Source organism: Duffyella sp. Ts4, from assembly GCF_051851875.1.
Lineage (GTDB): Bacteria > Pseudomonadota > Gammaproteobacteria > Enterobacterales > Enterobacteriaceae > Duffyella > Duffyella gerundensis.
In genome coordinates this window covers 161,727-185,468 of record NZ_JBLYPN010000001.1, presented here as the reverse complement: position 1 = coordinate 185,468, position 23,742 = coordinate 161,727, and the positions used below count along the sequence as shown (strand labels likewise).

At 57.2% G+C, this 23,742-nt stretch carries 23 protein-coding genes; 15 read left to right on the top strand and 8 right to left on the bottom strand.

Features of this window, described 5'->3' with window-relative positions; genetic code table 11:
• Positions 1–94 precede the first annotated feature (94 nt).
• Positions 95–574: an RrF2 family transcriptional regulator gene (locus ACJY2L_RS00855; protein ID WP_067430705.1), complete on the top strand. Its 480-nt coding sequence runs from the start codon at positions 95–97 to the stop codon at positions 572–574.
• Between the two features lie 44 nt (positions 575–618).
• On the opposite strand, the gene ACJY2L_RS00850 is transcribed toward ACJY2L_RS00855, so the two are convergent.
• A complete protein-coding gene (locus ACJY2L_RS00850) occupies positions 619–1,623 on the bottom strand; it encodes an alpha/beta fold hydrolase (protein WP_439212076.1) in 1,005 nt (334 codons plus the stop codon).
• Between the two features lie 380 nt (positions 1,624–2,003).
• Here ACJY2L_RS00850 and ACJY2L_RS00845 point away from each other — a divergent pair, with 380 nt between their 5' ends.
• The 3 genes from ACJY2L_RS00845 (at position 2,004) to ACJY2L_RS00835 (ending at position 3,175) form a co-directional block, all read left to right on the top strand.
• A complete protein-coding gene (locus ACJY2L_RS00845; RefSeq protein ID WP_067430701.1) occupies positions 2,004–2,375 on the top strand; it encodes a helix-turn-helix domain-containing protein in 372 nt (123 codons plus the stop codon).
• Between the two features lie 93 nt (positions 2,376–2,468).
• On the top strand, positions 2,469–2,900 hold the full coding sequence (locus ACJY2L_RS00840) for a ribonuclease domain-containing protein (RefSeq protein WP_067430699.1): 432 nt from the start codon (positions 2,469–2,471) through the stop codon (positions 2,898–2,900).
• On the top strand, positions 2,900–3,175 hold the full coding sequence (locus tag ACJY2L_RS00835) for a barstar family protein (protein ID WP_439212075.1): 276 nt from the start codon (positions 2,900–2,902) through the stop codon (positions 3,173–3,175). Before ACJY2L_RS00840 ends, ACJY2L_RS00835 begins: the two co-directional genes overlap by 1 nt.
• On the opposite strand, the gene ACJY2L_RS00830 is transcribed toward ACJY2L_RS00835, so the two are convergent.
• The 4 genes from ACJY2L_RS00830 to ACJY2L_RS00815 all read right to left on the bottom strand — a co-directional run bounded on the left by ACJY2L_RS00830 (position 3,172) and on the right by ACJY2L_RS00815 (position 10,190).
• On the bottom strand, positions 3,172–5,565 hold the full coding sequence (locus ACJY2L_RS00830; protein ID WP_439212074.1) for a virulence factor SrfC family protein: 2,394 nt from the start codon (positions 5,563–5,565) through the stop codon (positions 3,172–3,174). The two genes, ACJY2L_RS00835 and ACJY2L_RS00830, sit on opposite strands and share 4 nt — an antisense overlap.
• Positions 5,562–8,507 (bottom strand): virulence factor SrfB, encoded by a 2,946-nt coding sequence (locus ACJY2L_RS00825; RefSeq protein WP_439212073.1) that lies wholly within the window; start codon positions 8,505–8,507, stop codon positions 5,562–5,564. The genes ACJY2L_RS00830 and ACJY2L_RS00825 overlap by 4 nt, the downstream gene beginning before the upstream one ends.
• 2 nt (positions 8,508–8,509) lie before the next feature.
• Positions 8,510–9,808 carry an SrfA family protein gene (locus ACJY2L_RS00820; RefSeq protein WP_439212072.1) on the bottom strand — a complete coding sequence of 433 codons (1,299 nt, stop codon included), beginning with the start codon at positions 9,806–9,808 and terminating at the stop codon, positions 8,510–8,512.
• A gap of 220 nt (positions 9,809–10,028) precedes the next feature.
• On the bottom strand, positions 10,029–10,190 hold the full coding sequence (locus ACJY2L_RS00815; RefSeq protein WP_439212071.1) for a hypothetical protein: 162 nt from the start codon (positions 10,188–10,190) through the stop codon (positions 10,029–10,031).
• Positions 10,191–10,503: 313 nt separating this feature from the next.
• Between ACJY2L_RS00815 and ACJY2L_RS00810 the strand changes: the two genes are divergently transcribed.
• Positions 10,504–10,710, top strand: coding sequence for a general stress protein (locus ACJY2L_RS00810; protein WP_439212070.1), 207 nt, complete (start codon positions 10,504–10,506; stop codon positions 10,708–10,710).
• A 479-nt stretch (positions 10,711–11,189) separates the two neighbouring features.
• Here ACJY2L_RS00810 and ACJY2L_RS00805 read toward each other — a convergent pair whose 3' ends face one another.
• A complete protein-coding gene (locus tag ACJY2L_RS00805; protein ID WP_439212069.1) occupies positions 11,190–12,377 on the bottom strand; it encodes a benzoate/H(+) symporter BenE family transporter in 1,188 nt (395 codons plus the stop codon).
• Between the two features lie 82 nt (positions 12,378–12,459).
• On the opposite strand from ACJY2L_RS00805, the gene ACJY2L_RS00800 reads away from it, so the two are divergent.
• Positions 12,460–13,011 (top strand): helix-turn-helix domain-containing protein, encoded by a 552-nt coding sequence (locus tag ACJY2L_RS00800; protein ID WP_439212068.1) that lies wholly within the window; start codon positions 12,460–12,462, stop codon positions 13,009–13,011.
• Positions 13,012–13,094: 83 nt separating this feature from the next.
• On the top strand, positions 13,095–14,159 hold the full coding sequence (locus tag ACJY2L_RS00795) for an SDR family oxidoreductase (RefSeq protein WP_439212067.1): 1,065 nt from the start codon (positions 13,095–13,097) through the stop codon (positions 14,157–14,159).
• On the opposite strand, the gene ACJY2L_RS00790 is transcribed toward ACJY2L_RS00795, so the two are convergent.
• Together ACJY2L_RS00790 and pqqU are read right to left on the bottom strand one after the other, a co-directional pair.
• The gene (locus ACJY2L_RS00790; protein WP_439212066.1) at positions 14,160–15,068 is read right to left on the bottom strand and encodes a glycosyltransferase family 2 protein; all 909 of its coding nucleotides are present in this window, start codon (positions 15,066–15,068) and stop codon (positions 14,160–14,162) included.
• A gap of 104 nt (positions 15,069–15,172) precedes the next feature.
• Positions 15,173–17,281 (bottom strand): TonB-dependent receptor PqqU, encoded by a 2,109-nt coding sequence (pqqU, locus tag ACJY2L_RS00785; protein ID WP_439212065.1) that lies wholly within the window; start codon positions 17,279–17,281, stop codon positions 15,173–15,175.
• A 192-nt stretch (positions 17,282–17,473) separates the two neighbouring features.
• On the opposite strand from pqqU, the gene ACJY2L_RS00780 reads away from it, so the two are divergent.
• The 8 genes from ACJY2L_RS00780 to ACJY2L_RS00745 all read left to right on the top strand — a co-directional run bounded on the left by ACJY2L_RS00780 (position 17,474) and on the right by ACJY2L_RS00745 (position 23,694).
• The gene (locus tag ACJY2L_RS00780; RefSeq protein WP_439212064.1) at positions 17,474–18,394 is read left to right on the top strand and encodes an NAD(P)-dependent oxidoreductase; all 921 of its coding nucleotides are present in this window, start codon (positions 17,474–17,476) and stop codon (positions 18,392–18,394) included.
• Between the two features lie 427 nt (positions 18,395–18,821).
• Positions 18,822–19,802 carry a 6-phosphofructokinase gene (locus ACJY2L_RS00775; RefSeq protein WP_067430669.1) on the top strand — a complete coding sequence of 327 codons (981 nt, stop codon included), beginning with the start codon at positions 18,822–18,824 and terminating at the stop codon, positions 19,800–19,802.
• Positions 19,803–19,811: 9 nt separating this feature from the next.
• Positions 19,812–20,117: a PTS sugar transporter subunit IIB gene (locus ACJY2L_RS00770; RefSeq protein WP_067430665.1), complete on the top strand. Its 306-nt coding sequence runs from the start codon at positions 19,812–19,814 to the stop codon at positions 20,115–20,117.
• A gap of 2 nt (positions 20,118–20,119) precedes the next feature.
• A complete protein-coding gene (locus tag ACJY2L_RS00765; protein WP_067430662.1) occupies positions 20,120–21,487 on the top strand; it encodes a PTS sugar transporter subunit IIC in 1,368 nt (455 codons plus the stop codon).
• Entirely contained in the window at positions 21,474–22,316 is an 843-nt protein-coding gene (locus tag ACJY2L_RS00760; RefSeq protein ID WP_187485969.1) for a class II fructose-bisphosphate aldolase, read from the top strand. Before ACJY2L_RS00765 ends, ACJY2L_RS00760 begins: the two co-directional genes overlap by 14 nt.
• Before the next feature lie 64 nt (positions 22,317–22,380).
• Entirely contained in the window at positions 22,381–22,650 is a 270-nt protein-coding gene (locus ACJY2L_RS00755; RefSeq protein ID WP_439212063.1) for a hypothetical protein, read from the top strand.
• A 7-nt stretch (positions 22,651–22,657) separates the two neighbouring features.
• Entirely contained in the window at positions 22,658–23,095 is a 438-nt protein-coding gene (locus ACJY2L_RS00750; RefSeq protein ID WP_264272714.1) for a PTS sugar transporter subunit IIA, read from the top strand.
• Positions 23,092–23,694, top strand: a complete 603-nt coding sequence (locus tag ACJY2L_RS00745; protein WP_439212062.1) for an AAA family ATPase — start codon at positions 23,092–23,094, stop codon at positions 23,692–23,694. The genes ACJY2L_RS00750 and ACJY2L_RS00745 overlap by 4 nt, the downstream gene beginning before the upstream one ends.
• Positions 23,695–23,742 lie beyond the last annotated feature (48 nt).

Here is a 23,742-nt window from a genome sequence, read left to right as displayed (position 1 = left end):
AAAAAGCAACAGTGTTTGTTATATTTATCGCCTATGAACATTCACAGCCCCGGTGCGAAAAAGAATAAGATTCACCGCTACTCAGGAATATCAAATGCTTGATTACCGCTTCCCGACAGCTTTGCAGATGGTCTTAAGCGTAGCGATGGCGGAGCAAATGGGTAAACGCTCTACCAGCGCTATTCTCGCTTACGGCCTTGAAGCCAACCCCAGCTTGATCCGCAAGCTGATGGTGCCTTTAACCCGAGACGGCATTATTGTGTCGACGCTCGGCCGCACCGGTTCGATTCACCTGGGTCGTCCAGCTAATGAGATTACCCTGCGTGATATCTACAGCTCGGTGATTGAAGACAAAAAGCTGTGGGCGTCGCGACCGGATGTTCAGGCGCGCTGCGTGGTGAGCGCCAATACCTGCTGGTACTTCAAGGCGATCGCCGAAGAGGCGGAGCAGGCGTCGCTGGAGGTGCTGCAAAAACGCACCATCGCCGATGCGCTGCTTGAGCTGGAGAAAGGTGATACCAGCGGCTGCTTACGCGTGCCGGATATCTGCGAGCAGAGCAGCGAGAAAAAATAGCCCTCAACACGGGCAAACAGGGCCGCAAAAGCGGCCCTTTTTTATTACTTTTGCAGCACACCAAGCAGGCGCTGATGGAACAGGTCAGGTTTTTCCATCTGCGGTGCGTGCCCCAGGCCCGGAAACTCAATCAGCTGAGCGCCGGGAATCAGGCCGGCAACCGTTTTGCCCAGCTGCTTATAGTTACCCAGCTGTGACTTAACCGCCGCTGGCGCAATATCGCTGCCAATGGCGGTGGTGTCATCGGTACCGATCATCAGCGTGGTTGGCACCTTAAGGTCTTTGAACTCGTAGTAAACCGGCTGGGTAAAAATCATGTCGTAAATCAGCGCCGAGTTCCATGCCACCCGCGTTTTACCCGGTCCATTGTTCAGGCCCGCCAGCATATCGACCCATTTATCGTACGATTTATCCCAGCGGCCGCTGTAGTAGGTTTTCTGTTCGTATTGCTTGATGCCCGCCGCGCTGGTTTTCAGTTCACGTTGATACCACTGATCGACACTGCGCCACGGCACGCCTTTGGCTTTCCAGTCCTCCAGCCCGATCGGGTTCACCAACACCATTTTTTCAACCGCCTGCGGATAACTCAGGCTGTAACGTGTGGCCAGCATGCCGCCGGTGGAGTGGCCGATCACGATCGCCTTATCAACATGCAGGCTTTTCAGCAGGGCATGGGTATTGTCCGCCAGCTGCTGAAAGCTGTACTGATAGCTCGCCGGTTTGCTGGAGCTGCAAAAACCGATCTGATCCGGCGCGATGACGCGATAGCCGTTGCTGCTCAGTGCGGCAATGGTGGCCTGCCAGGTGGCACCACAGAAATTTTTGCCGTGCATCAGCACCACCGTATGGCCGTTTGCCTTGCCCTGTGGCTGCACGTCCATAAAACCCATGTGCAGCGTTTGCTGTTGCGACTGAAAGCTGAACTGCTGCAGCGGATAGGGATAGGTGAAGCCCTGTAACTCCGGGCCATAAACCGGCGTGGCGGCAACGGCGGCGGTAGAGCCGAGCAGGGCACCACAAAGCAGTGCGCTGCGGGAAAGCGTAAGCATAACGGTTTTTCTCCTTGATGTGCACCGGCCAGGCGGGCCGGTCGCAATATGATCGGCTATAAGTCTGGCGGCAAATCGGCGGCAGGGCGCGCAATTTACAAGACATTGCATTTACTTAGCGCTAAAGAAAAAGCGGATCGGCGCTGCGGCAACGACACTGAATTGTAAGAAGTGGTAAATGTATCTGCAAGAGTGACAGATACATTTATCCTGTAAAGACAGGCCAGTCGGGCGCTCATCGGTATGACACAGCAATAGCCACACGCCGAGCAGGGACGAAAATGTAATAATAAAACTTGCATTAAACGCCGAGGTGGGCCATTTTAAATGTAATTGCAACTGATACTAATACTGTTCGCTGCCGCGACGGGAGACAGAGAATGAGAACCGACGTATTTATTCACGATCTGATTAACTGGATTGACAACAACATTGAAGGCCGCCTTGATCTCGATACCGTATCTGAACGGGCTGGCTACTCCAAATGGCATCTGCAACGTATGTTTAAAGAACATACCGGCCATCCGCTGGGTGAGTACATCCGCGAGAAAAAGCTGAAGAAATCAGCCGATCGCCTGACCACCAGTAACGAACCGATCCTTAACGTGGCGATCGCCCTCGGATTCGATTCACAGCAGTCGTTTAATCGTAGCTTTAAACGCCAGTTTGGCCAGGCGCCAGGCGCATGGCGTCGCACTTATGCGCATCAACACCGCAATAACAGCAGCAGCCAGACCGCCAGCCGCGGATAGTCATGTGCGCGTTGGGCCGATCTCACCGTCGGCCCGCGTTACGCTCAAAAAATGTTATAGTTCGCAGTTCGTTCACTTCGCTCTCTGTTAATCATGTCAACACTTCGCTGGATCGTTCTTGCTGCTGCGCTGATCGTCTGTTGGATCGGCCTGAAACCCCATTTTTCCGCGCCTCCGTTGGCCCAACAGGACATCAGTGCGCTCACCGCTGCGCCGGTGGTTGCCCGTTATCTTCAACAACATCAGCAGTTACCTGCGTTTTACCTGACAAAAAGTCAGGCGCGTCGTCAGGGCTGGGATCCCGCCAAAGGCAATTTATGCGTGAGTCTGCCGGGCCATGCCATCGGTGGCGATCGTTTTGCCAATCGTGAAGGGCGTTTGCCCGCCGCAGCCGGAGAACGCTTCTTTGAAGCCGATGTGAATTACCAGTGCGGACACCGCAACGCCGACCGCCTGATCTGGTCAACCAGCGGCACCGTCTGGCTGACGCGCGATCACTATCGCACTTTTACCCGGATGCCGTGATGACGCTGCACCGGCTGAGCTTTGATTTTCGGCAGATCGCCGACATGAGCGCCTTCTATCGCCATTTCGTCCGGCTGACCCACAGCGGCGCGCATTTTGGCAACAACCTCGATGCGTTATGGGATGTGCTAACCGGTGAAATGCCGTTACCGGCGGAGATTGCGCTGTGCCATCTGCACAGCGCCGCCAGGCAGGAAACCTTTGCGGCGCTGATTGCCCTGTTACGGGAAGCGGAAGTTGAGCTGGCGGGCCAGCTCAACGTGAGGATCGATTAGAACCGTTTGACCGGCGCAAACTGACGCACGATATCTGCCAGCGCATTGCGCGCGGCGGCATCCAGTTCACGGCCGCTGGCGTAGCCGTTGTTATCAACGATCAGCCGATCCAGCCCAACCAGCCAGTCGTAAATATAGAACGCGGTATTGTTAGCGGGCGTGGCAGAGAGTTTGGTCAGGCGACTGGCCTGGCCAAAGGTTACTGACGGCCCTGGCGGGCGGGCAAAAATCGGCTGGCCCGGATTGACCCGGCTGGCCGGTCGCTGCGCCTCAGGCAGCTGAGAAAAACCGAGCCAGGCCACAAAATCACCGAGTACGGTTAGCGCCCGCGATACCTGGCGATCGGCCTTGGCTTCACGATTGCCGCCCGGTAGCTCATGCTCGCTGAGCGCACGTTGCAGGGCACCGGCAATATCAAGCCGGAAGCTGGCATCGATCAGCTCTTCAATCAATTGGGTCAGCGTGGTTTTATCCACATCCAGCAGGCTCAGCAGGCTGCTGCTGTCAGGCAGTGCCCGCAGATGCTGCAACCAGAAACGCTGTACCTGACGGGCGAACTGGCTCTCATCGTCGGCGGCATCGCGGCCCGGTTGCGACGGCGTGGTCACCGGCGCATCGTTGAACAGATCAAATTCAAAGCCAATACCAAAGTGCTGCTGCGGGCCTGCGGCGGCGGCAACATGCTGACGTTCGGGTTGGAGCCAGAGCTGACGCAGCGCTTCACGCGACGGTTGCAGACGCTCCAGCAGCTCGCCATGTAATCCGGTACGGTGCTGCAGGGCCTTCAGCAGGCGATTGGCGATTTGCTGTTTCTGCTCTGCCTGCTGTGGCGTGGCATCGGCCTGCAACCAGTTGGCAAACAGGGTTTCGGCGATCTCCTGCTGCAGCGCGGTAAGCTGTTCTGCCAGCTGCTGACGGCTGGTTTCCGGACGGATCTCCGCTTCCAGCCAGCTCGCCATACGATCGACGCCGGCGCGATCCTCCACCAGCATGGTTCCCCAATCGCTGCCGGGCTGACCCACGCGACGCTGCACGGCTTCATCGACGCTGTGCTGCTGACGATGGCGCGCATCGTGACGGGTAATCGACCAGAGCAGGCGCGGTTTTTCCGCCGCGGGCTGTTGGCTGGCCCAGTCGCCGAGCAGTTTGCCTGCCGTCGCCGCATCGGCGCGCTCACTGGCGGCGTTGCACACCAGAATCAGATCGATAGCGCGGCGCTCGGCGTAGCTGCTGAGAAATAGCGCGCGGCGCGCGGCCATTAAGCGTGCGGCCAGCGGATTGCGCTGCTGGCTGCGACGGCGTTCAAAACGGGTATCTTCATCTTCCGGCTCGCCCCAGGCGGGAATATCCAGCATATCTGCCTGATCGAAAATCGCCTGACGCGGCGGCGTATCAAGCGGGATCAGCAATTCACGGCTGAGCAGCAGCAGGGTAGCCAGCGCCACCGGCTGCGGTTTTCCCATGCGGTTGCCGTTCATTGGGCAAATTTCCAGCTGGCGATCCTGCGACTGGCCAAAACCATCGGCCGCCTGCGGGTTGATCAACAGTTCGGCCGGTAGCTGCGACTCATCCACCAGCAGCGACAGCGGCGCCATCACGCGGGTGGCCAGCTTCCATTGATGCAGCTGATGCACCAGCTGGCGCCAGGCTTCGGTCAGGGTGTCATCTTCTGCCCACAGCAGGGCGAACAGGCGCGCACGGTCATCCACCGACAGCCACGGCGCCAGCTCCAGCGCCTGCGGCCAGAAGTGACGATCAAACAGCGCGTTGTGCTGCGCATCGTGACGCGCGCTCCATTGCCAGAGTGCCACCAGCTCATCGCTGTCGAGACCGGCTACCGGCTCGCTCTGCCGGTGACGTTGCAACTGACTCAGGGCATTATCGATCGCCTGGCTGGTGGGCGGCGTGCCTGGCTGTTGCCGCCAGGCGGCCAGCATCATGCGGGTCACTTCGCCTTCGTTGAACAGGCTAATGGCCACCGGCCAGGCGGCGGACTTTACCTCAGCGGTATGGCTGAAACGCGTGACCACACCATAATCCTGATGGCCGGGGTTAATGTGGCTGAACCACTCCAGCTGCTTACCGCCAAGGGTGGTCACCAGATGGCCCTGCGCATCGGCCACCATCTCTTTCAGCAACCAGGCTTTGCCCGGCTGTGAATGACCATACAGCGCCAGGCTGTTGTCGCGCGCCAGGCTGTTAGCCATGCCGTGCAGCTGACGGCGATGACGGCGCAGGCGCAGCGCCAGGCCATCCGCTTCTAAATCGAGACGCGGTGTGCGATCGCGCGTCTGCTCAATCCACTCCAGCGCGGCGGCGATGCCGTTATTCAGGGCGGTTAACTGTTTGGTCAATTGGGTGGTCTGTTGTTTCGGCGTTACCACTTTCATCGCTTATATACGCTCCCGCTGTCGATCCAGTACTGCGCATTGGCATTGCCGCTGCCAGATAACGTGTTCAGTTTGAGGCTGAGTTGGTGTAACGGCACGCGCGTGCCATCATCCAGCCGGGCTTCGCTGATCTCCAGCGTCTCATGGCCTTGTTCCCCGGCCGCGATGGCAAGCTTAACACGCAGCAGGTTCTCGCCGGCAACTTTGCGCGCCAGCGCCGTGTCGGTGATGCTCAGGCTGTAAAGCGGCGAAGCGGGCCAGCGATCGTTATCCAGCTGGCGGAAGCCAAGGCAGACGTTGCCGCGGATCTGCAGGCTCGCTTTACGATCCAGCGCATAGCTGGCGTCATCAAAGTCGATCTCGCTGTAGCAGACGTTCTCTTCGCTAAGCACCTGGTTTTCATCCAGCAGGCCGAGATAGCGAATGGTTGAGTAAGGCTGAAAATCGCCGGCGCGAAAATAGAAGCTCGCCAGGCGCAAATCCAGCGCCAGCAGGCAGAGCATCGCGCCCACCGCCGCCGTGGATTTCGGATTGTCGATGCGGCCATCTTTATTAAAGGGATACCAGTCGCTGGTGTGGTAGCCCTCCAGCGACAGAATGCGGTTGCCCGGCAGCGGCTGCAAATGACGGAACAACGCCTGCACCCCAGGAAAACGCGAAGGGCGTCCGGTCAGCAGTAGCACGTCACAGCCGTAGAGCGACACCACTTCCGCCATCGAGCGCAGCGCCGGAATAATTGCCATGCGATGCTGGAGAAATTCGTTGTGCAGTTGAGCCAGGCTGACCACCAGCGGCAGTTGCAGCACGTTAAACGGCTTGTCGCTGACGCGCTGAATCTCACCGTTAACAAAATCAAGCACCGCCGCCGTCGGTGGCTGGCTCAGCAACTCGCCAAACAGCGCATCAATTTCGGCGCGGCTGTCGAGCGGATCAAAGCGCTCATACTGCTCCAGCACCGCCTCGGCCAGCGGAATAAACAGTTGCAGCGTCACCTGCTGACGCAGCGTGGCGTGCGCATCAACCCGGTCATAACCAAACAGTTTGCTCATCACCGCATCGGGTGAAGCGACGCCCGCTTTGCGCAGCGCGCTGGTCATCGCGGGCAGCACATAAAGCTGAATAATATCGAGCAGGATATCATCGCCCGCCACCTTAAAGCCTTCACGGAACAGCAGGCGCGGGTTGATTTTGACGTTATTGCCCTGGCCATCATCCAGCGTGTATTGCGTGATGGCCAGATCGGTGGTGCCGCCGCCGATATCAATCGACGCGATGCGCAGGCTCTTGCCCGCCGGTTCGTCGGCATCGCGCGGGCGATCGGGGCGCGCCATGCTGGCAAAAAAGGCTTCGGCGCGACCGGCAAAGTTCACCTGGGTTTCGTTAAACAGCCAAACCATCTGGCCGCAGGTTGCTTCATCCCACTCCATCTGGACGTCTGGCACCGGTTTACGGCTCAGTGCTTTATCCGCCTCGCTGTCAAAGCCCGCATCCTGCGGATGCCAGCCCTGCGCCTTCCACACCAGTGCGATCGCCTGCTGCATGCGGCGACGGAAAATCTCACGTTCAGGCTTTGGCATTGCCGACGGCAGCGTCAGGATAATGTGTCGCAGCTGACGCGGCGCCGTAACGTGCGGCATTTTCTGCCGCTGCGCCGCGCTGTTCATCTGCATCAACGCCTGCGCCAGCAGCTCGGAGAGCATAAAGGTCATCAGTGCGCTGCGGCTGTACTGCGCGGAAAATACCGGCAGACGTTCGTCGGCGGGCAGCGCGTACAGCGGTTCGCCTTCATCATTTAACAGGGTCATCAGCGGACTGGCCGCGGCCATCGGCTCCTGATCCTGATTGAACCGCCAGCCTGCCAGCCATGGCTCTTCGTCCCATAAATAGCGGCGCGGGCTGGAGAGGCCGGTCGCACCTTCGGTGCCGGTACGCTGCAACGCCAGGCGGCTCGCTTCACGACCGGCGCGGGTCAGCGCAGGCCAGACAAACGCCTCTTCACGGCCGCTCTGCACGGAAAAATGGGTTTTGCCAAAGCGCGCCTCGGCGAACTCCACCCGGCTGTCGAACATTTCGTTATAGACATAGTGCGGGCGGGAGAGATCGCGCAGCTGCAGCTCATAGGTCTGCTTCAGGCCGTTGCTCTCATCGGCGTGATCTTCCACCAGCACGCCGCAGGTGTGCGAGTTACCGACATCGAGGATCAGATCGACATTCACCACCGGCTCCTGCAACGTGGCCGCGTGAATATGAATATCGCTAAGGCCGAGCTGGCTGCCAAGCAGCGCCAGTAAATTAAGGTAGTGCGCCTGATACTCAAATTCGCGCAGCGCTGAATTGATATCCGCCTCACGGCGCTGCTGCAGGGCGCTGACTTGCTGACTGAACACTTCGCGCAGCCAGCCATCCACCCACGGCAGATCGAGAAACTCGCCCAGCTCATAGTTGTGCCAGGCAAGGGCAAAATTGACGCCGTTCTGCGCGTCGCTGGCGCACAGGCCAAGCTGTTCGTCACCGTCGCCAAGCAGGCGGGTATCAAAAGCCAGACAGATGCGGTGCGTGTTGCCTTCGGCATCCGGCTGGGGCAGCGCAAGAATTTGTACCCGCGCCCAGTTTTCCGGGCCGCCAATAAAGTTGCGCGGCGCGGTGCAGCGCAGGATCGGCAGCGGCAACCACAGGCTGTCGAGCAGCGCCAGCGAGTCTGCCAGCACCACGCTGGATTCCGCCTTGACCACTTCGGCGGTACCGCCGTTCTGCGGCATCAGCAGGCACTTATCGCTGTTCTCTACCTGTTGCAGCGCCAGCAGCGGGCCGTTAGCGGTTTGACGCACGAATTTCCGCGTCTGGCTGCTGTCGCTGACACGCAGCGCAAAGTCGAGAAACTGAATGCCGCTCTCTTCAATTAAAGCGATCTTTTGCAGATTGTCGGTAATGGTTGCCAGCATGCTTACTTACTCTCGCGCTTGATTGTCATCGGGGAGGCGGTCTCGCCAAACTGCGCTTCGCACTGGGCGGCGCCGTCACCTTGTTTACAGACCAGCTGCGGCATGCGGTATCGCGAGCCATCGCTGCATTTAGCGGTAAAGCGGCTGTTGATCGCCAGATCGCCGGTGCTGGTCCAGCCAGCGGTGATTTCATCTGCCTGACAACGCAGGCCGTCGTTTTGTACCACGCTGGCGCTGCCTTTGCCGCGGCGCAGCGTATAGCGCAGGGTGACAGGTTTGCCGGTGGATTGGGTGGCATTAGGCAGCGTAACGCGCCAGCGGCCATCAAGGAAGCGGGTCGAGCCGATGCGCATGGTATCGGCGGTGATCACCAGATCATCTTTGGCTGCGGGCCTGGCTGCGGTTGCCGCTTCGGGCGCAGCAGCCGCAGCCGGAGCGACGGAGGCAACGCTGGCCGGTAGCAGTGGCAGCGTCTGCGCCAGTTTCTGTGCAGAGAGCTGAATGGCTGGCGCGCGTGCAGGCGTCGGGTCGCTGGCGACGGGCGCACTGGCCACAGGCGGCTGCTGCGACGGCGTCAGAAACACCACCGCACCGGCAACGGCAATCGCTAACGGCGGCAATAGCCACCAGATCGGCAGTCGGCGACGGGGTTGACTCACCGGCGCGGCGATGACCGGCGATGGGGCAACACTCTCTGGCTCGGCTTCCGGCGCAATCACCGCCGGTTCCGCCACGGCTTCAGGCACCATGACGACGGGAGGGACAACGATGACCGGCGGCGCGTCGGCGGGCTGCACCAGCAGCGGCGGTTCTTCATCAAGGGTGTCACGCAGGCACTCCAGCGCATCCTGACGGGCTTTTTTATCCAGTTCGACAAAGCCCCAAAAGGTAATGACCGGCTTGCCATCCACCAGATAAACGTACTGGCAGTCAGGAAACTGAAAGGCTTTGCTCAGCAGGGCGCCAAACAGCTTCATGGCGGGTTTTTCCGCCTGCAACGCCTGTTGGCTCAGGGCATTCACGCTGAGCTGATGGCTTTCGAGTAGCTGAATAGCGTGGCGTCTTTCACTGTCGCTGGCGGAACGCCAGGATTTCAGACGGCCAGAAAAGGGCGCGTACCAGTCGAGGCGGTCGCCCGCGTCGTTGATCTGCGGAATGGCCAGACAGTCAGCCAGCGCGTGCTGCTTGCGCAGGCGCAGCGTTTCGCGCAGCTGTCGGGCGGAGGCGAACACCGGCTGGCCGTTTTCACCGAGTGCCAGTACGGCATCAAGCGTGCCGCTACGAAGAAATGTTTTTGTCACCTGCTGAGCCCTTTTGTGACGTTGCCAGAGGCAGAAAATAGGGTGATATCTGCGATTGTGATGATTTTAATTCTGATTATGGCAAATCAAACGCCTGATAAGAGCGTTAAAGCGGGCTGTTTTCATCACGGCCGGTGGTTTTTTGCGCAATGGGGATCGCATAAGCAGAGGAAACTGGCGTGACCGCAGGTAAAACCGTGTGACATTTAACGCTCCGGGCTTACTCCACTGCGATAAAATGTTTGTTATTAATTGCTAGCCATGCGCGGGAATGTTTAATAGTCGTACCATCTTCCATCAATAAATAGACGTGCGCACCCAGCAGCAGTGCGACGAATTTGCGTTGTTCACAGACCAGGGCGCAGCGATACCACTTCTTCATTTTTTTCCTGTCAAAAAAATAATGTGCTTTGCATAAGATGGGGCCGATTATCACTGATTAAATAACAGTACGCGGTGTCATGGAGATTTTAAGAGTTTTCTTATAATGTATTCTCATCTGTAAAGTTCCCGTATTTAAAGGGCTGCGAAGTAAGCAGCATGGATAATTTAACCGATCTCCCTTTGAATCGTGAAATTTATATATTTTACCTTGCGCTTGTTATGAAACCCGATACATTTAATGGTGCTCGTACTCTCGCTGTGCGCCTTTTTTGCGCGGCGTATTTAACGTTATGTCAAAGAGGAGTTTTACCATGGCTCAACATCGTGGTGGTGCAGGTAATTTTGCAATGGATCGTCAGCGCGCATCTGAAGCTGGAAAGCTTGGTGGACAGCGCAGTGGCGGTAACTTTAAAAATAACCCTGAAAAGGCGTCTGAAGCAGGCCGCAAGGGCGGCAAGAACAGCCATGGCGGCGGACGCAAGCCCGCGCAGGCTGCGGAAACCAACAATGCCAGCTAAGGCTGCTGAAGACGGCAACCCCAGCTCATCCGTTACGTCCTTCGTTACTATTTTGTAGTCAATTTCTCCCGGCGATATTGCGATTTATCGTCGGGAGAAATTACAGCATGCACTGGCTCTTCTTCTCTGTCTTCTATTTAAAATTCTTTACGTCCTCCTTTTATTAATGATGCCGCGTTTAATTGCAGGTGAATTCTTTTTTTGAGATGCATGGCGATGTGTGAATTTGATTCAATGCTAGCAATTGTTACTTTTATTTCGCTGTAGATTATAGGGTGATGCTATTTAACTGCAGGCGGTTGTTGCTCGCCTTAATATTGGACAAGGTTGTCATGGCTTGTACAACTTTGCTGGTGCCCGAGTGGGTTTTTTATTAGTAACGTAGCGGATGAAGTAAACTGAGAATTAGTCATTAGGTTGACGGTAAACCTTTTGCGCTACCGTTGTACTGGTTTAGCAATACCACGGCAGCATGACCATTAATGAGGTGTACGCGGGCTGAGCAGGCGTTGAATAACGCAGGTCAGTAAGCCTGCAACGAGGCCCCATAGCGGCGCACCGATGCCGAGTAGTTCGATGCCGCTGGCCGTTACCAGGAAAGCGATCATCGCCGCGTCGCGTTCGGCATCCCGCGCCAGCGCTTGCTGAATGCTACTGGCAAGGGTAGCCAACAGCGCGAGGCCAGCCAGCGTCTGAATCAACACCGCAGGCAGGGCGCTGAACAACAAGCCGACCGCGCCACCCAGCGCACCGGCGATCAGGTAAAACATACCCGCCGCTACGGCTGCCGTATAGCGGCGCTGGCGGTCAGCGTGTACTTCTTCGCTCATGCAAATTGCTGCGGTGATGGCGGCGATACAGACCGAGAACCCCCCAAACGGCGACAGCAGCAGCGCGGTAAAACCGGTCCAGCCAATCAGCGATGAGACCGGTGGCTGATAGCCTGCAGCCTGCAATGCCGCGATACCGGGCGCATTCTGCGATGCCATGGTGACAATGAAGAACGGAATGCCGACGCCCAGCAGAACGGAAAGAGAAAAGTGTGGCGCGATAAATTCAGGCAGGCTGAAACGCAGCGGTTGTGACGGCAGATGAATAGCATGCTGCGCCATGGCCACCGCCAGCCCGATCAGCAGGGTCAACAGAATGGCATAGCGGGGCATGCACTGCCTGCCAGCGACGAAAACCAGGCACATGGCGCCACACAGCATCAGATTCTGTTGCAGGCCGGTAAAGGCGTTTAAACCAAAGCGCAGCAGAATGCCGGCCAGCATCGCCGCGCAGATCGCCTGTGGTATTATTCGCATCAAACGCGCAAACAGTCCGGTCAGCGCAGAGAGTAAAATCAAGGCGTTACAGAATATAAATACACCGACCGCTTCATTTAACGTAACGTTATGAAAGCCCGTTATCAGCACCACCGCTCCGGGTGTTGACCAGGCGGTTAACACCGGAAGGCGATATTTCAACGACAGGGCGATGGTGGTGATGCCCATCGCCACGCCAAGCACGACCAGCCAGCTGCCAATCTGTTCGAGGGTGGCACCCGCCGATTGCGCTGCCTGAAAAATAATGGCTGCTGAACTGGTATAGCTCACCAGCACAGCAACCAGTCCGGCGACAACGGCAGGTAGAGCAAAATCACGATGTGTGAGTGAACCAGACATACCAACTCCTTATGTGCGTTATAACGTCCAGTGAGCGGCGTGCGCTATAGCGCACAAGAATTGATGACTTTCAGGAAGCACTATGCATAAATTAGGCCGATATATCGCTGAGCAACTCAAACTATTGCGGCAACAACGCCGCTGGAGCCTGACAGAAGCGGCCGCGCATACTGGCGTCAGTAAAGCGATGCTTGGTCAGATCGAGCGTGTTGAATCAAGTCCTACGGTAGCAACGCTGTGGAAAATCGCCACCGGTTTTCATGTCCCGTTAGCCACTTTCATTGAGCCCGAATCACTGGACACTGAACCGGCCCAGCCGTTGGTGCAGGTGCCAGACCAGCCGATTTCGATCGCTGAGCTGTTTCCCTATGACAGCGAATTCAATATGAGCATGTGCCTGTTGCAGCTGGCGCCAGGCGCACGCAGGGATTCAGAACCGCACCCGCCCGGCGTGGTGGAGCATATCTGGGTAATTCGTGGCGTGTTGGCGATCCAGATTGAAGCACGCTGGCTGCGCCTGACGGCGGGCGAAACGCTGCGCTTTGCTGCCGATGTAACGCACAGCTACGCCAATGCAGGCAACACCCTGCTGCAGTTTCAGATCGTGATGCACCATCCCGCTGCCGGAAACTGAAATGCAACAGGCTGTGTCTCGGCCGGTGGAATCAGCTGACTGCACTATAATTAGCCCTTCATTCAGACAACACGGGAGTTTTTATGACCTCGCGCGCACTTATTGTTGGCGTCAGTGGTATCAATGGCACGGCGCTGGCGGAAACACTGACCACACAACACTGGCAGGTATGGGGATTGTCACGTGGCCGCACCAAAGTGCCGGAAGGCTGTCAGGCGATTCAGGTCGATCTGACCGATGCCGAGGCGGTGAAAGAGGCGCTGAAAGATATTACGGTAGACAGCGTATTTTTCAGCGTCTGGGCGCGGCAGGAAAATGAGAAAGAGAACATTCGGGTCAACGCGGCGATGGTGCGCAACGTGCTTGAGGCGCTGGGCGATCGCTTAACCGGTGGTCACGCCGCGCTGATCACCGGCCTGAAGCATTACCTCGGTCCGTTCGACGCCTACGGCAAGGGCGACGTGCCGATGACGCCGTTCCGTGAGGAGCAGGGCCGTCAGCCGGTCGACAACTTCTACTATGCCCAGGAAGATGAACTGTTCGCCGCGGCGGAAAAGTATCACTTCAGCTGGAGCGTGCACCGTCCGCATACCATCATCGGTTTTGCGCTGGGCAACGCCATGAACATGGGCCAGACGCTGGCGGTTTACGCCACGCTGTGCAAGGTCAACAATCAGCCGTTTGTTTTCCCTGGCTCGCAGGCGCAGTGGGAAGGGGTCACCGACATGACCGATTCGCATCTGCTGGCGGATCAGCTGCTGTGGGCGGCCACCAGCGAAAATGCCAAAAACCAGGATTTCAACGTGGTCAACGGCGACGTTTTCCGCTGGAAATGGATGTGGGGCGAAATCGCCCGCTATTTTGATATCGAGCCAGTGGGTTTTGATGGCGAGCCGCAGCCGCTGGAAGCGCGCATGCAGCAGGCCGATGCGCAGTGGCGCGAGATTGCTGCGCGCTACGATCTGAAAGAAGCAGACGTTACGCGCCTGGCATCATGGTGGCACACCGATGCCGATCTCGGCAGGCCGATGGAGGTGTTCACCGACATCAGCAAAAGCCGCAAGGCGGGCTTCACCGGCTACCGCAGCACGCGTGACTGCTTCTTTGAACTGTTTGATCGGCTGAAAGCCAACCACATTATTCCCTGATTAACCGGCGCGCTCCAGCGCCTCCTGCCAGCGCGTGATGCAGCGCAGAATCAACGCATCACGCGCGGCCCGACTTTCCCCCAGCGCACTGGCGGGCTGGCGCAGCAACTGCTCCAGCACCGTCAGTCCTGTCTGTAACGCCGCGATCGACATGCCTGGCGGATTCACCCATTGCAACAACGGCTCCGCGGTGCGGTGCTGCTCTTCTGACAAACGCGGAAACAACTGCGCCATCAGTTTCAGTCGGGTCTGCATAAACAGCGGCCGCAGCGGGCGCTGATCGCGCGACTGCTGCTGCGGGTGGATGCGATAGCGCAGCAGCTCATCCGGATGATTGGCCAGTTCCGCTTTGTGCAACATCAACTCACACCAGAATGCCCAGTCGAAAATCCCCTGCATCGCCGGATCCCAGCGTAAGCCGAGCTTATCCAGCGTACGGCGGCGGATAAGGGCGGTGGGATTAGCGATGTTGCTGACGGCGGCAAGCAGGTTGGCTTTAATCGCCCCGTCCTGTTGCGGCAGGGTTACCCGATTGTAGTGGCTGCCAAACATACGCACCTGTGCGCCACAGGCGGCAACGCGCGGCCGGCTTTTCATCAGTTGCAGCTGTTTTTCCAGCCGCTGCGGCAGGGCGATATCGTCGGCATCCATTAAGGCGACAAAGTCACTGTCGCTCTGCTGCCAGCCCTGATTCAGCGCATTGGCCGCGCCGCCATTGTCGGCCAGCAGCAGGGTGCGAAAACGGGGATGGTCGATGCGCGCAAGAATGTCGCGGGTGTGGTCATGAGAGCCATCGTCGATCACCAGCAGCTCCATGTCGGGCAGCGTTTGCGCGAGGATGGAGTCGATGCTTTCCTGAATGAAATCAGCGCCGTTAAACACGGGCAGTAAGACGGTAACAGCAGGCATGGTCACAGGCTCCGAAAACAAAAGCCGGATTTTCTGCGGGGAGTCGGGCGGGTGCAACAAGACCTGTCGCGAAAATGGCGGCACGACGGTGCCGCCAGCGAGATTTACTGAAAGGCGTAGCTGACCGAGAGACCGACGCCATAATTGCGCCCCGGTGCCGGTTCGAAGTAGCGGCCGTTGCTTTCGTTAACGATCACCGAGCCGACGTAGTCGCGGTCAAACAGATTATCGACGCGGCCAAACAGATCCAGCGTCCAGTTCTCCTGCACCCATTTATAGCCGCTGTTCAGGCCGACCAGCGTGTACGCGGGCGCTTTGGCGCTATTGTCATCATCAGCGGCAATATTGCTCATGTAGCGAAGATCGGTGCCGGCATACCAGCCGCTCTCCGGCTCATAGCCAAACGCGGCATAAAGCATGTTGCGCGCGATACCCGGAATGCGGTTGCCACGGCAGCTCTCATCGCCACAGGCGTTGCTCTGATAAGTCGCATCAAGCAGCGTCCACGCCATGCGCAGCCGCCAGTCATAAGCAAATTGTTGATCCAGCGCCAGCTCAATACCGCGGCGGCGCGTCTCACCGGCGTTTTTATAGCTACTGCGTCCGCCGCTGCTTTGATCAACGACGATTTCATTTTTGGTTTCGGTCTGAAACAGCGCGGCGCTGAACAGTCCGTTACCGATGCGCGTTTTGCTGCCAATTTCCACTGAGTCGCTGGTGGCAGGCTGCAGGGCAACATTCAGTCCGTTAATCCCTCCGGTGCGGTAGGAGAGCTCATTGATGGTCGGCGTTTCAAATCCGCGTCCCGCCGAGGCGTAAAGATTCCACGCATCGGTAGCGGCATACTTCAGCGCGGCGGCGGGCAGCCATTTGTGATAGCGCGCGTTGCCGCTGTCATCGCCGTTTAGCGCGGTAATGTAACGATCGTTGGAGTCAAAATTTACCGTGCTGAAACGTACCCCGGCATCCAGCGACAGTTTATCGCTGAGCTGCCACGCGGTTTGCAGATAAGGATCGACGTTCCACATCAGGTTGCGTTCGTCGCGGCGCAGGGCGCCTTTATTACCGAGATCGCTGGCGCTGGTGAAGTTCTGATAGCCTTTGCGCTGCTCGGTCATGGTTTCATAATCGAGACCGCCGGTCAGCGTCAGCGGGATGCCCGCCAGCTGATTGCGGTGGGTCCAGCGTGTATCAATCCCCTGATAGTGACGGGTCAGATCGATCACGCCGCCGGGATGCTGCGCACTGGCCAGCTGAACGGCGCGTGGAATCGACTGATACTGCACGGTTTCACGCTCACCGGCGTACACCATTACGCTGAGATCGTTGTTTTCATTCATGGCGCGCTGATAGCGCAGCCCGGCCTGGGTCTGCTTTACCGTTTTGCGCGCGTTGTAGAGCGTCACGTTGCTGGCGACCTGACGCGGATTGGATCGCCACTGATCGCCGGTTAATCCGCCCGGATCGTTGGCGTCGATATCGACGCTGTTAAAGATCAACGTCAGGGTGCTGAGATCGTCAATGCGTACGCCGAGTTTGGCGTTAGCAAGATTCTTCTGCGCGCTGCTGTGGTCGCGATAGCCGTGGTTGGTAAAGCGGGTGGTGGACACCGCGTAGTTGACGTCGCCGGGCTGGGTGCCGTCACCCACCGCGCCGGTGGCCTTCAGGCCGTAACGCCAGGTGCCGTAGCTGCCATAATAGCTGCTGGCCTGTATCCGCGTTGGCTGGCTGCCGGTTTCCGTTTCAACATTCACCACGCCGCCCGAGGCGTTGCCGTAGAGCGCCGAAAAAGGGCCGCGCAGCACTTCAACGTGGTCAATCGAGTTGATATCGATGTTGGACGTTTGTCCCTGGCCGTCGGGCATGGTTGCCGGAATGCCGTCAACGTACATGCGCACGCCGCGCACGCCGTAGGTAGAGCGCGAACCGAAACCGCGTACCGACAGCTGTAAATCCTGCGCATAGTTCTGGCGGTTAAGCAGCTGTAAACCCGGCACCGCGCCCAGCGATTCTGACAGGTTGATCTGCGGCGCGGCGCGGCGCATATCGTCGCCGCCGATCACGCTGACCGCCGCGGGCGTTTCCAGCTCCGACAGCCCGGAGGGGGTCGGTGCTGCGCTGACCACCAGGGTGGCGGGAGCGTTCTCCGCCTGCACGCCGGGAGCAAGCAGCAGCAAGGCGGCGGGCAACGGGTAAAATTGTGTGATTTTCATACCATTTTTACTCGGTAAAAGTGAGGGAATGTTTCTGCTGAAACAGATGGCGCACAGGATAATCGCTTAGCGCACTCACGGGATAGCATTAATTGCCCAGGCGTTGCGGGCGCGTTTACCCGCGTTCACCGCAAAAAGAGACGCGCTGGTTACGCTTGCTGACGAAAAAAAACCTCGCCAGCGGCGACTTTTTTGCCGACTTGCACCAGGCTATCAGCTGCATTTTCGACTCAGAAAAAGGATAAACAGATGAATCAACCAACCGTCGCCGTACTGGGTTTAGGCGCTATGGGCCACGCTTTTGCCGCTAACCTGCTGAAAAAGGGTTTTACCGTGCATGGCTGGAATCGCACGCGATCGAAAGGGGAAGATCTCTGCGCCGCGGGATTGCAGCTGGCCGAGCGGGCTGCTGACGCGGTCGCGCAGGCTGACGTCGTGATCCTGATGCTGGCCGATCCGGCTTCGACCGAAAGCGTGGTTAACCAGACGCTGCCCGCCATGAAGCAGGGCGCTACCCTGTGTCAGATGGGCACTATTGGCACGGCAATGACCGACTCACTGATTGCGCAGACCGCAGCGCAGCGCAGCGATCTGCTGTTTATCGATGCGCCGGTCTCCGGTACCAAAGCGCCGGCAGAAAATGCGCAGATTCTGATCCTCGCCAGCGGTGAGCGTGAGCGAGCCGCTGCTGCTGAGTCGGTGTTTGCCGCCATTGGTAAAGGCACGCGCTGGCTGGGCAGTGCCGGTGCCAGTTCGCGCATGAAGCTGGTGATCAACAGCTGGCTGATTGGCATGATGCAGAGCCTGGCGGAGAGTACGCTGCTGGCCGAAGAGTTTGGTTTCAGCCCGGACGATCTGTGGCAGGTGCTGGAGGGCGGACCGCTGGCGGCACCTTATGCCAAAGTCAAACTCGACATGATTACCGGCGGTGATTACACGCCACAGATGCACCTTAACTGGGCGCTGAAAGATGCGCGCCTGGCGCTGGATGCCGCCAGCGATCGTCAGTTGCCTGCGCTGGAAAATGTTACCCGCGTCTGGCAACAGGCCGTTGAGGCGGGCTATGGCGAACAGGATCTCGCTTCGGTATTTGCCTGGCTGAAAAATCAGTAACGCTTATCTGTAAAGGGGGCGCGCACTGGCGCTCCCGATTCTATTCCCGTCTTACTTCTGTGCGTTTTTTTAGCCCTTTTTAAACGCCTCCCCACGCCTTATTTCTTTTCCGGTTTACTCGCTGCCTGAATAAATGCGCACTCACTCACATTTTTATCATCTCAGAAAAAGTACGACTAAGAGAAATAGAGCTGTTACCGTTGCGATAGCATGAAACTGGCTAACTTGCTGATTTAGCTTATGTTCACTTTAACATCTCATTAACCAGTAAAAATAACGATGTGAAGTGAATCACAATTAATAGTGCTGACAATGCACTGTCAAGACGTCAGCTCAGGTAAAACATCGCCATTATGTGATATTCGTTGCAAATAACCCTGTTGCCAAACGTAAGATAAGTCCTGTAGCCAGCGACGGGAGAGCAACGATGAAATTGGGTATGGTTATTAGCGGTGGTGATGTTTCCGGTATTAATAACTTTGTTTATCAAATTGCGCGCCTGACGCAGGCCAATATTATTTTATTCGACGGCGGTATTCAGGGATTGCTGGATAATCGCCAGCGGGAAATTTCCCTGCGCGATCTGCTGGATTATTCGATCAGCGCGATTCCGGTTATGGCTTCCGGACGCACCACGCGGAAATTGCACGGCCGGGAATATGAAGCGATCACCAAACAATTAAAGGCACTGCATATTGATGCGCTAATTATGGCGGGCGGAGACGGTTCACTACAGTTTTTAAATACGCTCAGTGAATATGGCATTGTCTGTTTTGGCGTCGGGATGACCATCGATAATGATGTCTTTGGCAGCGATTATACGCTGGGCTTTTCCACCGCCTGCGAACAGGTGATTAAAGAGGTCAGTAAATTACGCAATACCGGGCGGGCACTGCCGGGCCGGGTATTTATGATGGAACTGCTGGGCGGCTACTGCGGCGAGCTGACGCTGCAGGCGGCGATTAAATCCAATGCTGATATTGCGTTGATTCCGGAATGCGAAATACCGCTGGAGACGCTGGCCGAGCGCATTCGCCACAAGCTGACGCAGCAAAACAGCGTCATCGTGCTCTGTTCTGAAGGCTACACCCGCGAATACACCCCCGGCTTTCAGGGGGCGATTGACACCATGATTGCCCGACTGGAGCCGCGCATCGGCGTGCGGATACGAAAAACCATTATCGGTTACGGATTGCGTAATGGCGATCCGACCTGTGAAGAGATTTATCAGGGAACGATTATTGCGAGTGAAGTAGTGCGTTGTATTGCATCAGGTCTGCGTAATAAAGCTGTGATTATTAATTCCAGCAATAAGCCTATTCCAATCGATCTTATTAGCATGCAAAAACGGCTGGTCGATACCGAAGGGCACCATTATAAACTGGCTAAACAGTTATCCATACTGTGAGGAAATATTATGTTGAAGATTCTGTGTGTTTGCGGTTGCGGTTTAGGTTCAAGCTTTGCCATCGAAATGAGCGCCAAATCGGTATTAAAAAAACTCGAAATTGATGCTGAGATCGATCATACCACCATATCGGAAGCCAACGCGTTTAAATCGGATATTATTCTGACGCAAAAAACCTTCGCTGATATTTTAAATGCTGACGCCAGTGATGAGGAGAAGAAACGCGTCATTATTTTAAACCGGTTAACGGATAAACAGGAAATCGAAGAGAAAATTCTGGCCTTTTTAAAAGACCGCGATACTAAGGTAGCCTGAATATGAACAGCTTTATTAACTTCCTGGTAAAAGATCTGCTTGGCCAGGCGTCAATATTGATCGCCCTGATTGCCATGGTGGGTTTACTGCTGCAAAAGAAATCCGCAGGGAAAGTGGTTGAAGGAACCTTTAAAACGCTGCTCGGCTTTTTAATTATGATGGCGGGCATCAATATTATTGTCGGCACATTAACGTTTCTGAACGATATATTCACCCACGGCTTCGGCATGCGCGGATATATCACCGACGTTGCGGCGATTGCCGGGCTGGCCAGCCGCGAGCTGGGTTCAGAAGTGGCGTTAACGCTGCTGGTGATCTTCCTGGTCAATATCCTGCTGGCCCGCATCACGCCGTTTAAGTACATCTTCCTCACCGGCCAGGCGCTGCTGTGGATGGCGACCATCGGCACGGTGATCGGCTACAAAGCGGGGCTGACCGGCCTGCCATTGATCCTCACCGGCGGCGTGTTCGGCGGCATCATGGCGGTGATCATGCCAGCGCTGGCCCAGCCGATAGTGCGTCGCATCACCGATTCTGACGATGTCGCACTCGGTCACTTCTGCACCATCGGTTATCTGGTGCAGGCGGCGGTGGCCAAAGTGGTGGGGAAAGGCTCGAAATCCACCGAGGATTTAAAGCTGCCCGACAACTTTAAATTCCTGCAGGACACCTATCTGTCGATGGCGGTAGTGATGGTGCCGATGTACCTGATTCCGGCGCTTGCCGCCGGTCCGGCCTACATCGCCCAGTTCTCCAACGGCATGAATTACCTGATGTACGCCTTTATGCAGGGTATTCAGTTTGTTGCCGGTGTCTTTGTGCTCTACAGCGGTGTACGTCTGCTGCTTAACGAGCTGGTGCCTGCCTTTCGCGGTATCGCCATGCGCATCGTGCCGGATGCCAAACCGGCGCTCGACTGTCCGGTGCTGTTTCCCTATGCCCCTAACGCGGTGATCGTCGGCTTTCTGGCCACCACGCTCGGTTCGGTGATTGGCATGCTGGTATTCCCGATGTTCGGTATGGCGATGATTCTGCCCGGCCTGCTGACCAACTTCTTTGCTGGCGGCACGGCAGGGGTATTTGGTAACGCGCTCGGCGGTCGGCGTGGCGCGATGATTGGCGGCGTGGTGCACGGTCTGTTTATCACCCTGTTGCCGTCGATTCTGGTGCCAATGCTTGAGGGCTACGGCTTTACCGGCGTCACCTTCAGTGACTCCGACGTCATCAGTACCGGCCTGCTGCTCGGCCATGCGTTCCAGAACAACTGGCTGTTCGTCGCCCTGTTTGTTGCCTTTATTACCCTGATTGCCTGGTTTGTTAACGGTAAATCCACGCGTCCCCATGAGGAAAAAGTCCATGAAACTTTATAATTTCACCGAGCTGTTACAGGTGGCTAAGCAGCGTGATTTCAAAGCGCTGGGATCCTTTAATCTGCACTGTCTGGAGATGCTGCCCGCCTATTTTAAAGCGGCGAAAGCAACCAACAGCCCGCTGATGATTCAGATCTCTACCGGTACGGCGAAATATCTCGGACACAAACTGCTGGTCGATTCCATCCGCTCGCTCTCTGAGAGCGAAGATGTGCCGACCTGTCTGCACCTCGACCACTGTTCTGACCTTGCGGCGATCAAGTTCGCGATGGATGCCGGTTTCAGCTCGGTGATGTATGACGGCTCGCATCTGCCGTTTGAAGAGAACATTGCCAACACCCGGGAAGTGATCGGCATGGCGCGGCCGCGTAATATCACCGTGGAGGCGGAACTGGGCGCTATCGGCGGCTCAGAAGATGGTAAATGCGTGGCGATGAGCGACATGGCCTTTACCACGGTGGAAGAGGCGAAACGCTTCGTGGAGGAGACGCATCCTGACATGCTGGCGGTCTCGGTGGGCACCGTGCATGGCCTCTACACCGGCAAAGCGGAAATTCAGCATCAGCGGCTGGCCGATATCTACGCTGCGACGCAAACGCCACTGGTTCTGCACGGCGGCACCGGCGTCAGCGACGAGGATATGCGTCAGGCGGTGCAGGGCGGCATTGAAAAGGTCAACGTCGGTACTGAAATGAACGTGCAGTGGGTTGGCGAGTGTCAGAACACCTTCTCTAAAGGCAAGGTCAACGACAGCGTGCGCAACTTCCTCGTGCCCGCCAATGACGCGGTGCGCAACGTGCTGATGGAAAAAATCGCGCTGTTCCGCTGAACCCTTTCTTCATTATCCGTTGATTACCCTGGCGCCCCGGCGCGGGTCGGGGCTGGAGGATCGCATGTTTAATGCCGTGAAAAAACTGTGGCAAAAAGAGGCCAGCGACACATCGGATTACGATGCGCAGGCGGAAACCCTGGCGCAGCAGCTCTCGCTGCTGGAACAAAAGCTGGCACAAACGCCGCGCGACGGCGAGACGCAGAAAAAGCTGCTGGTGCACTACAACCAGGCGATAAAAGTGTTCGCCAAAAGCCGCAGCCATCGTGATCGCATCGATCCGCTGTTTGTCAAAATGGATGAGTTACGCAATATCATGCGTACAACACTCTGAGGTAGCGATGTCAATTAAACAGCTGTTGATTGAGGCAGATGCGATTCAGGTTGGCGTCACCGAGCGCGACTGGAAAGCGGTGATTGCGCTGGCGGCCCAGCCGCTGGTGGCGAAGGGCTATATTCACGAATCCTATTATCAGGCGGTGATCGCCAACACGGAAGAGCATGGCGCCTATTATGTCTTTGAAGAGGGCATCGCCATTCCCCATGCGCGACCGGAAAGCGGGGTGATCAAAGATTGTTTCAGCCTGCTGCTGCTGGCGGAGCCGATCTCATTTCAGGGCAGCGACATGGCGGATATCGTCATTATGTTCGGCGCCCGCGACAGCAACGCCCACATTGAAGAGGGCATTCGTGCCATTGTCTCAATGCTGGAAGATGATGAAACGCTGCGCCGCCTGCGTCAGGCGCAGCACCGTACGGAGGTTATCGACATCCTATGAACAGCATCACGGGAAAAACGGTCATTCTGGTCAATGGCGTACCGGCATCGGGAAAAAGCAGCGTGGCGCGCGAGATCGCCAATCGTTTTCAGCTGCCTTACCTGACGCTGGATGAGGTGAAAGAGCCGTTTATGGCGATGCTGGCGCCGGTGGATCGCGCCACCAATCGCCAGCTGGGTAAGGCAGCCTATGCGGCGATCTGGTCGGCGGTGGCGCAGGCGCCGCTGCGCTGTGTTTACGTCATCGATGCCTGGTTTGGCTTTCAACCGCTGACGCTGCTGCAGGAGCATCTGCGCCAGGCGGGTGTCAGCCACGTGCTGGAGGTGTGGAACCAGATCGACGGTGAACGGGTGGCGGCGCGCTACAAGGCGCGTATTCCGCAGCGGCCGGTGGGCCATCCCGGTGAAGAGTATCTGCCGGAGCTGCGGGCACTGGCCGAGCGCGCCATGCCGCTGGGATTAGGGCCACTCTGGCAGTGCGATCAAAACTCTCCGCTGGATTATCCGGCGCTGTTTGAGTGGCTGGAAGCGCAGCTCACACTCAGCCAGCCTGCCAATGCGCGCGTTCGGCTACAGGCGGCTAATCAGGCCGCCGGATAACGTCCGCTTTTGCCTCACCCTGCATTTTTTCCTTGCTGCTCAGCCACT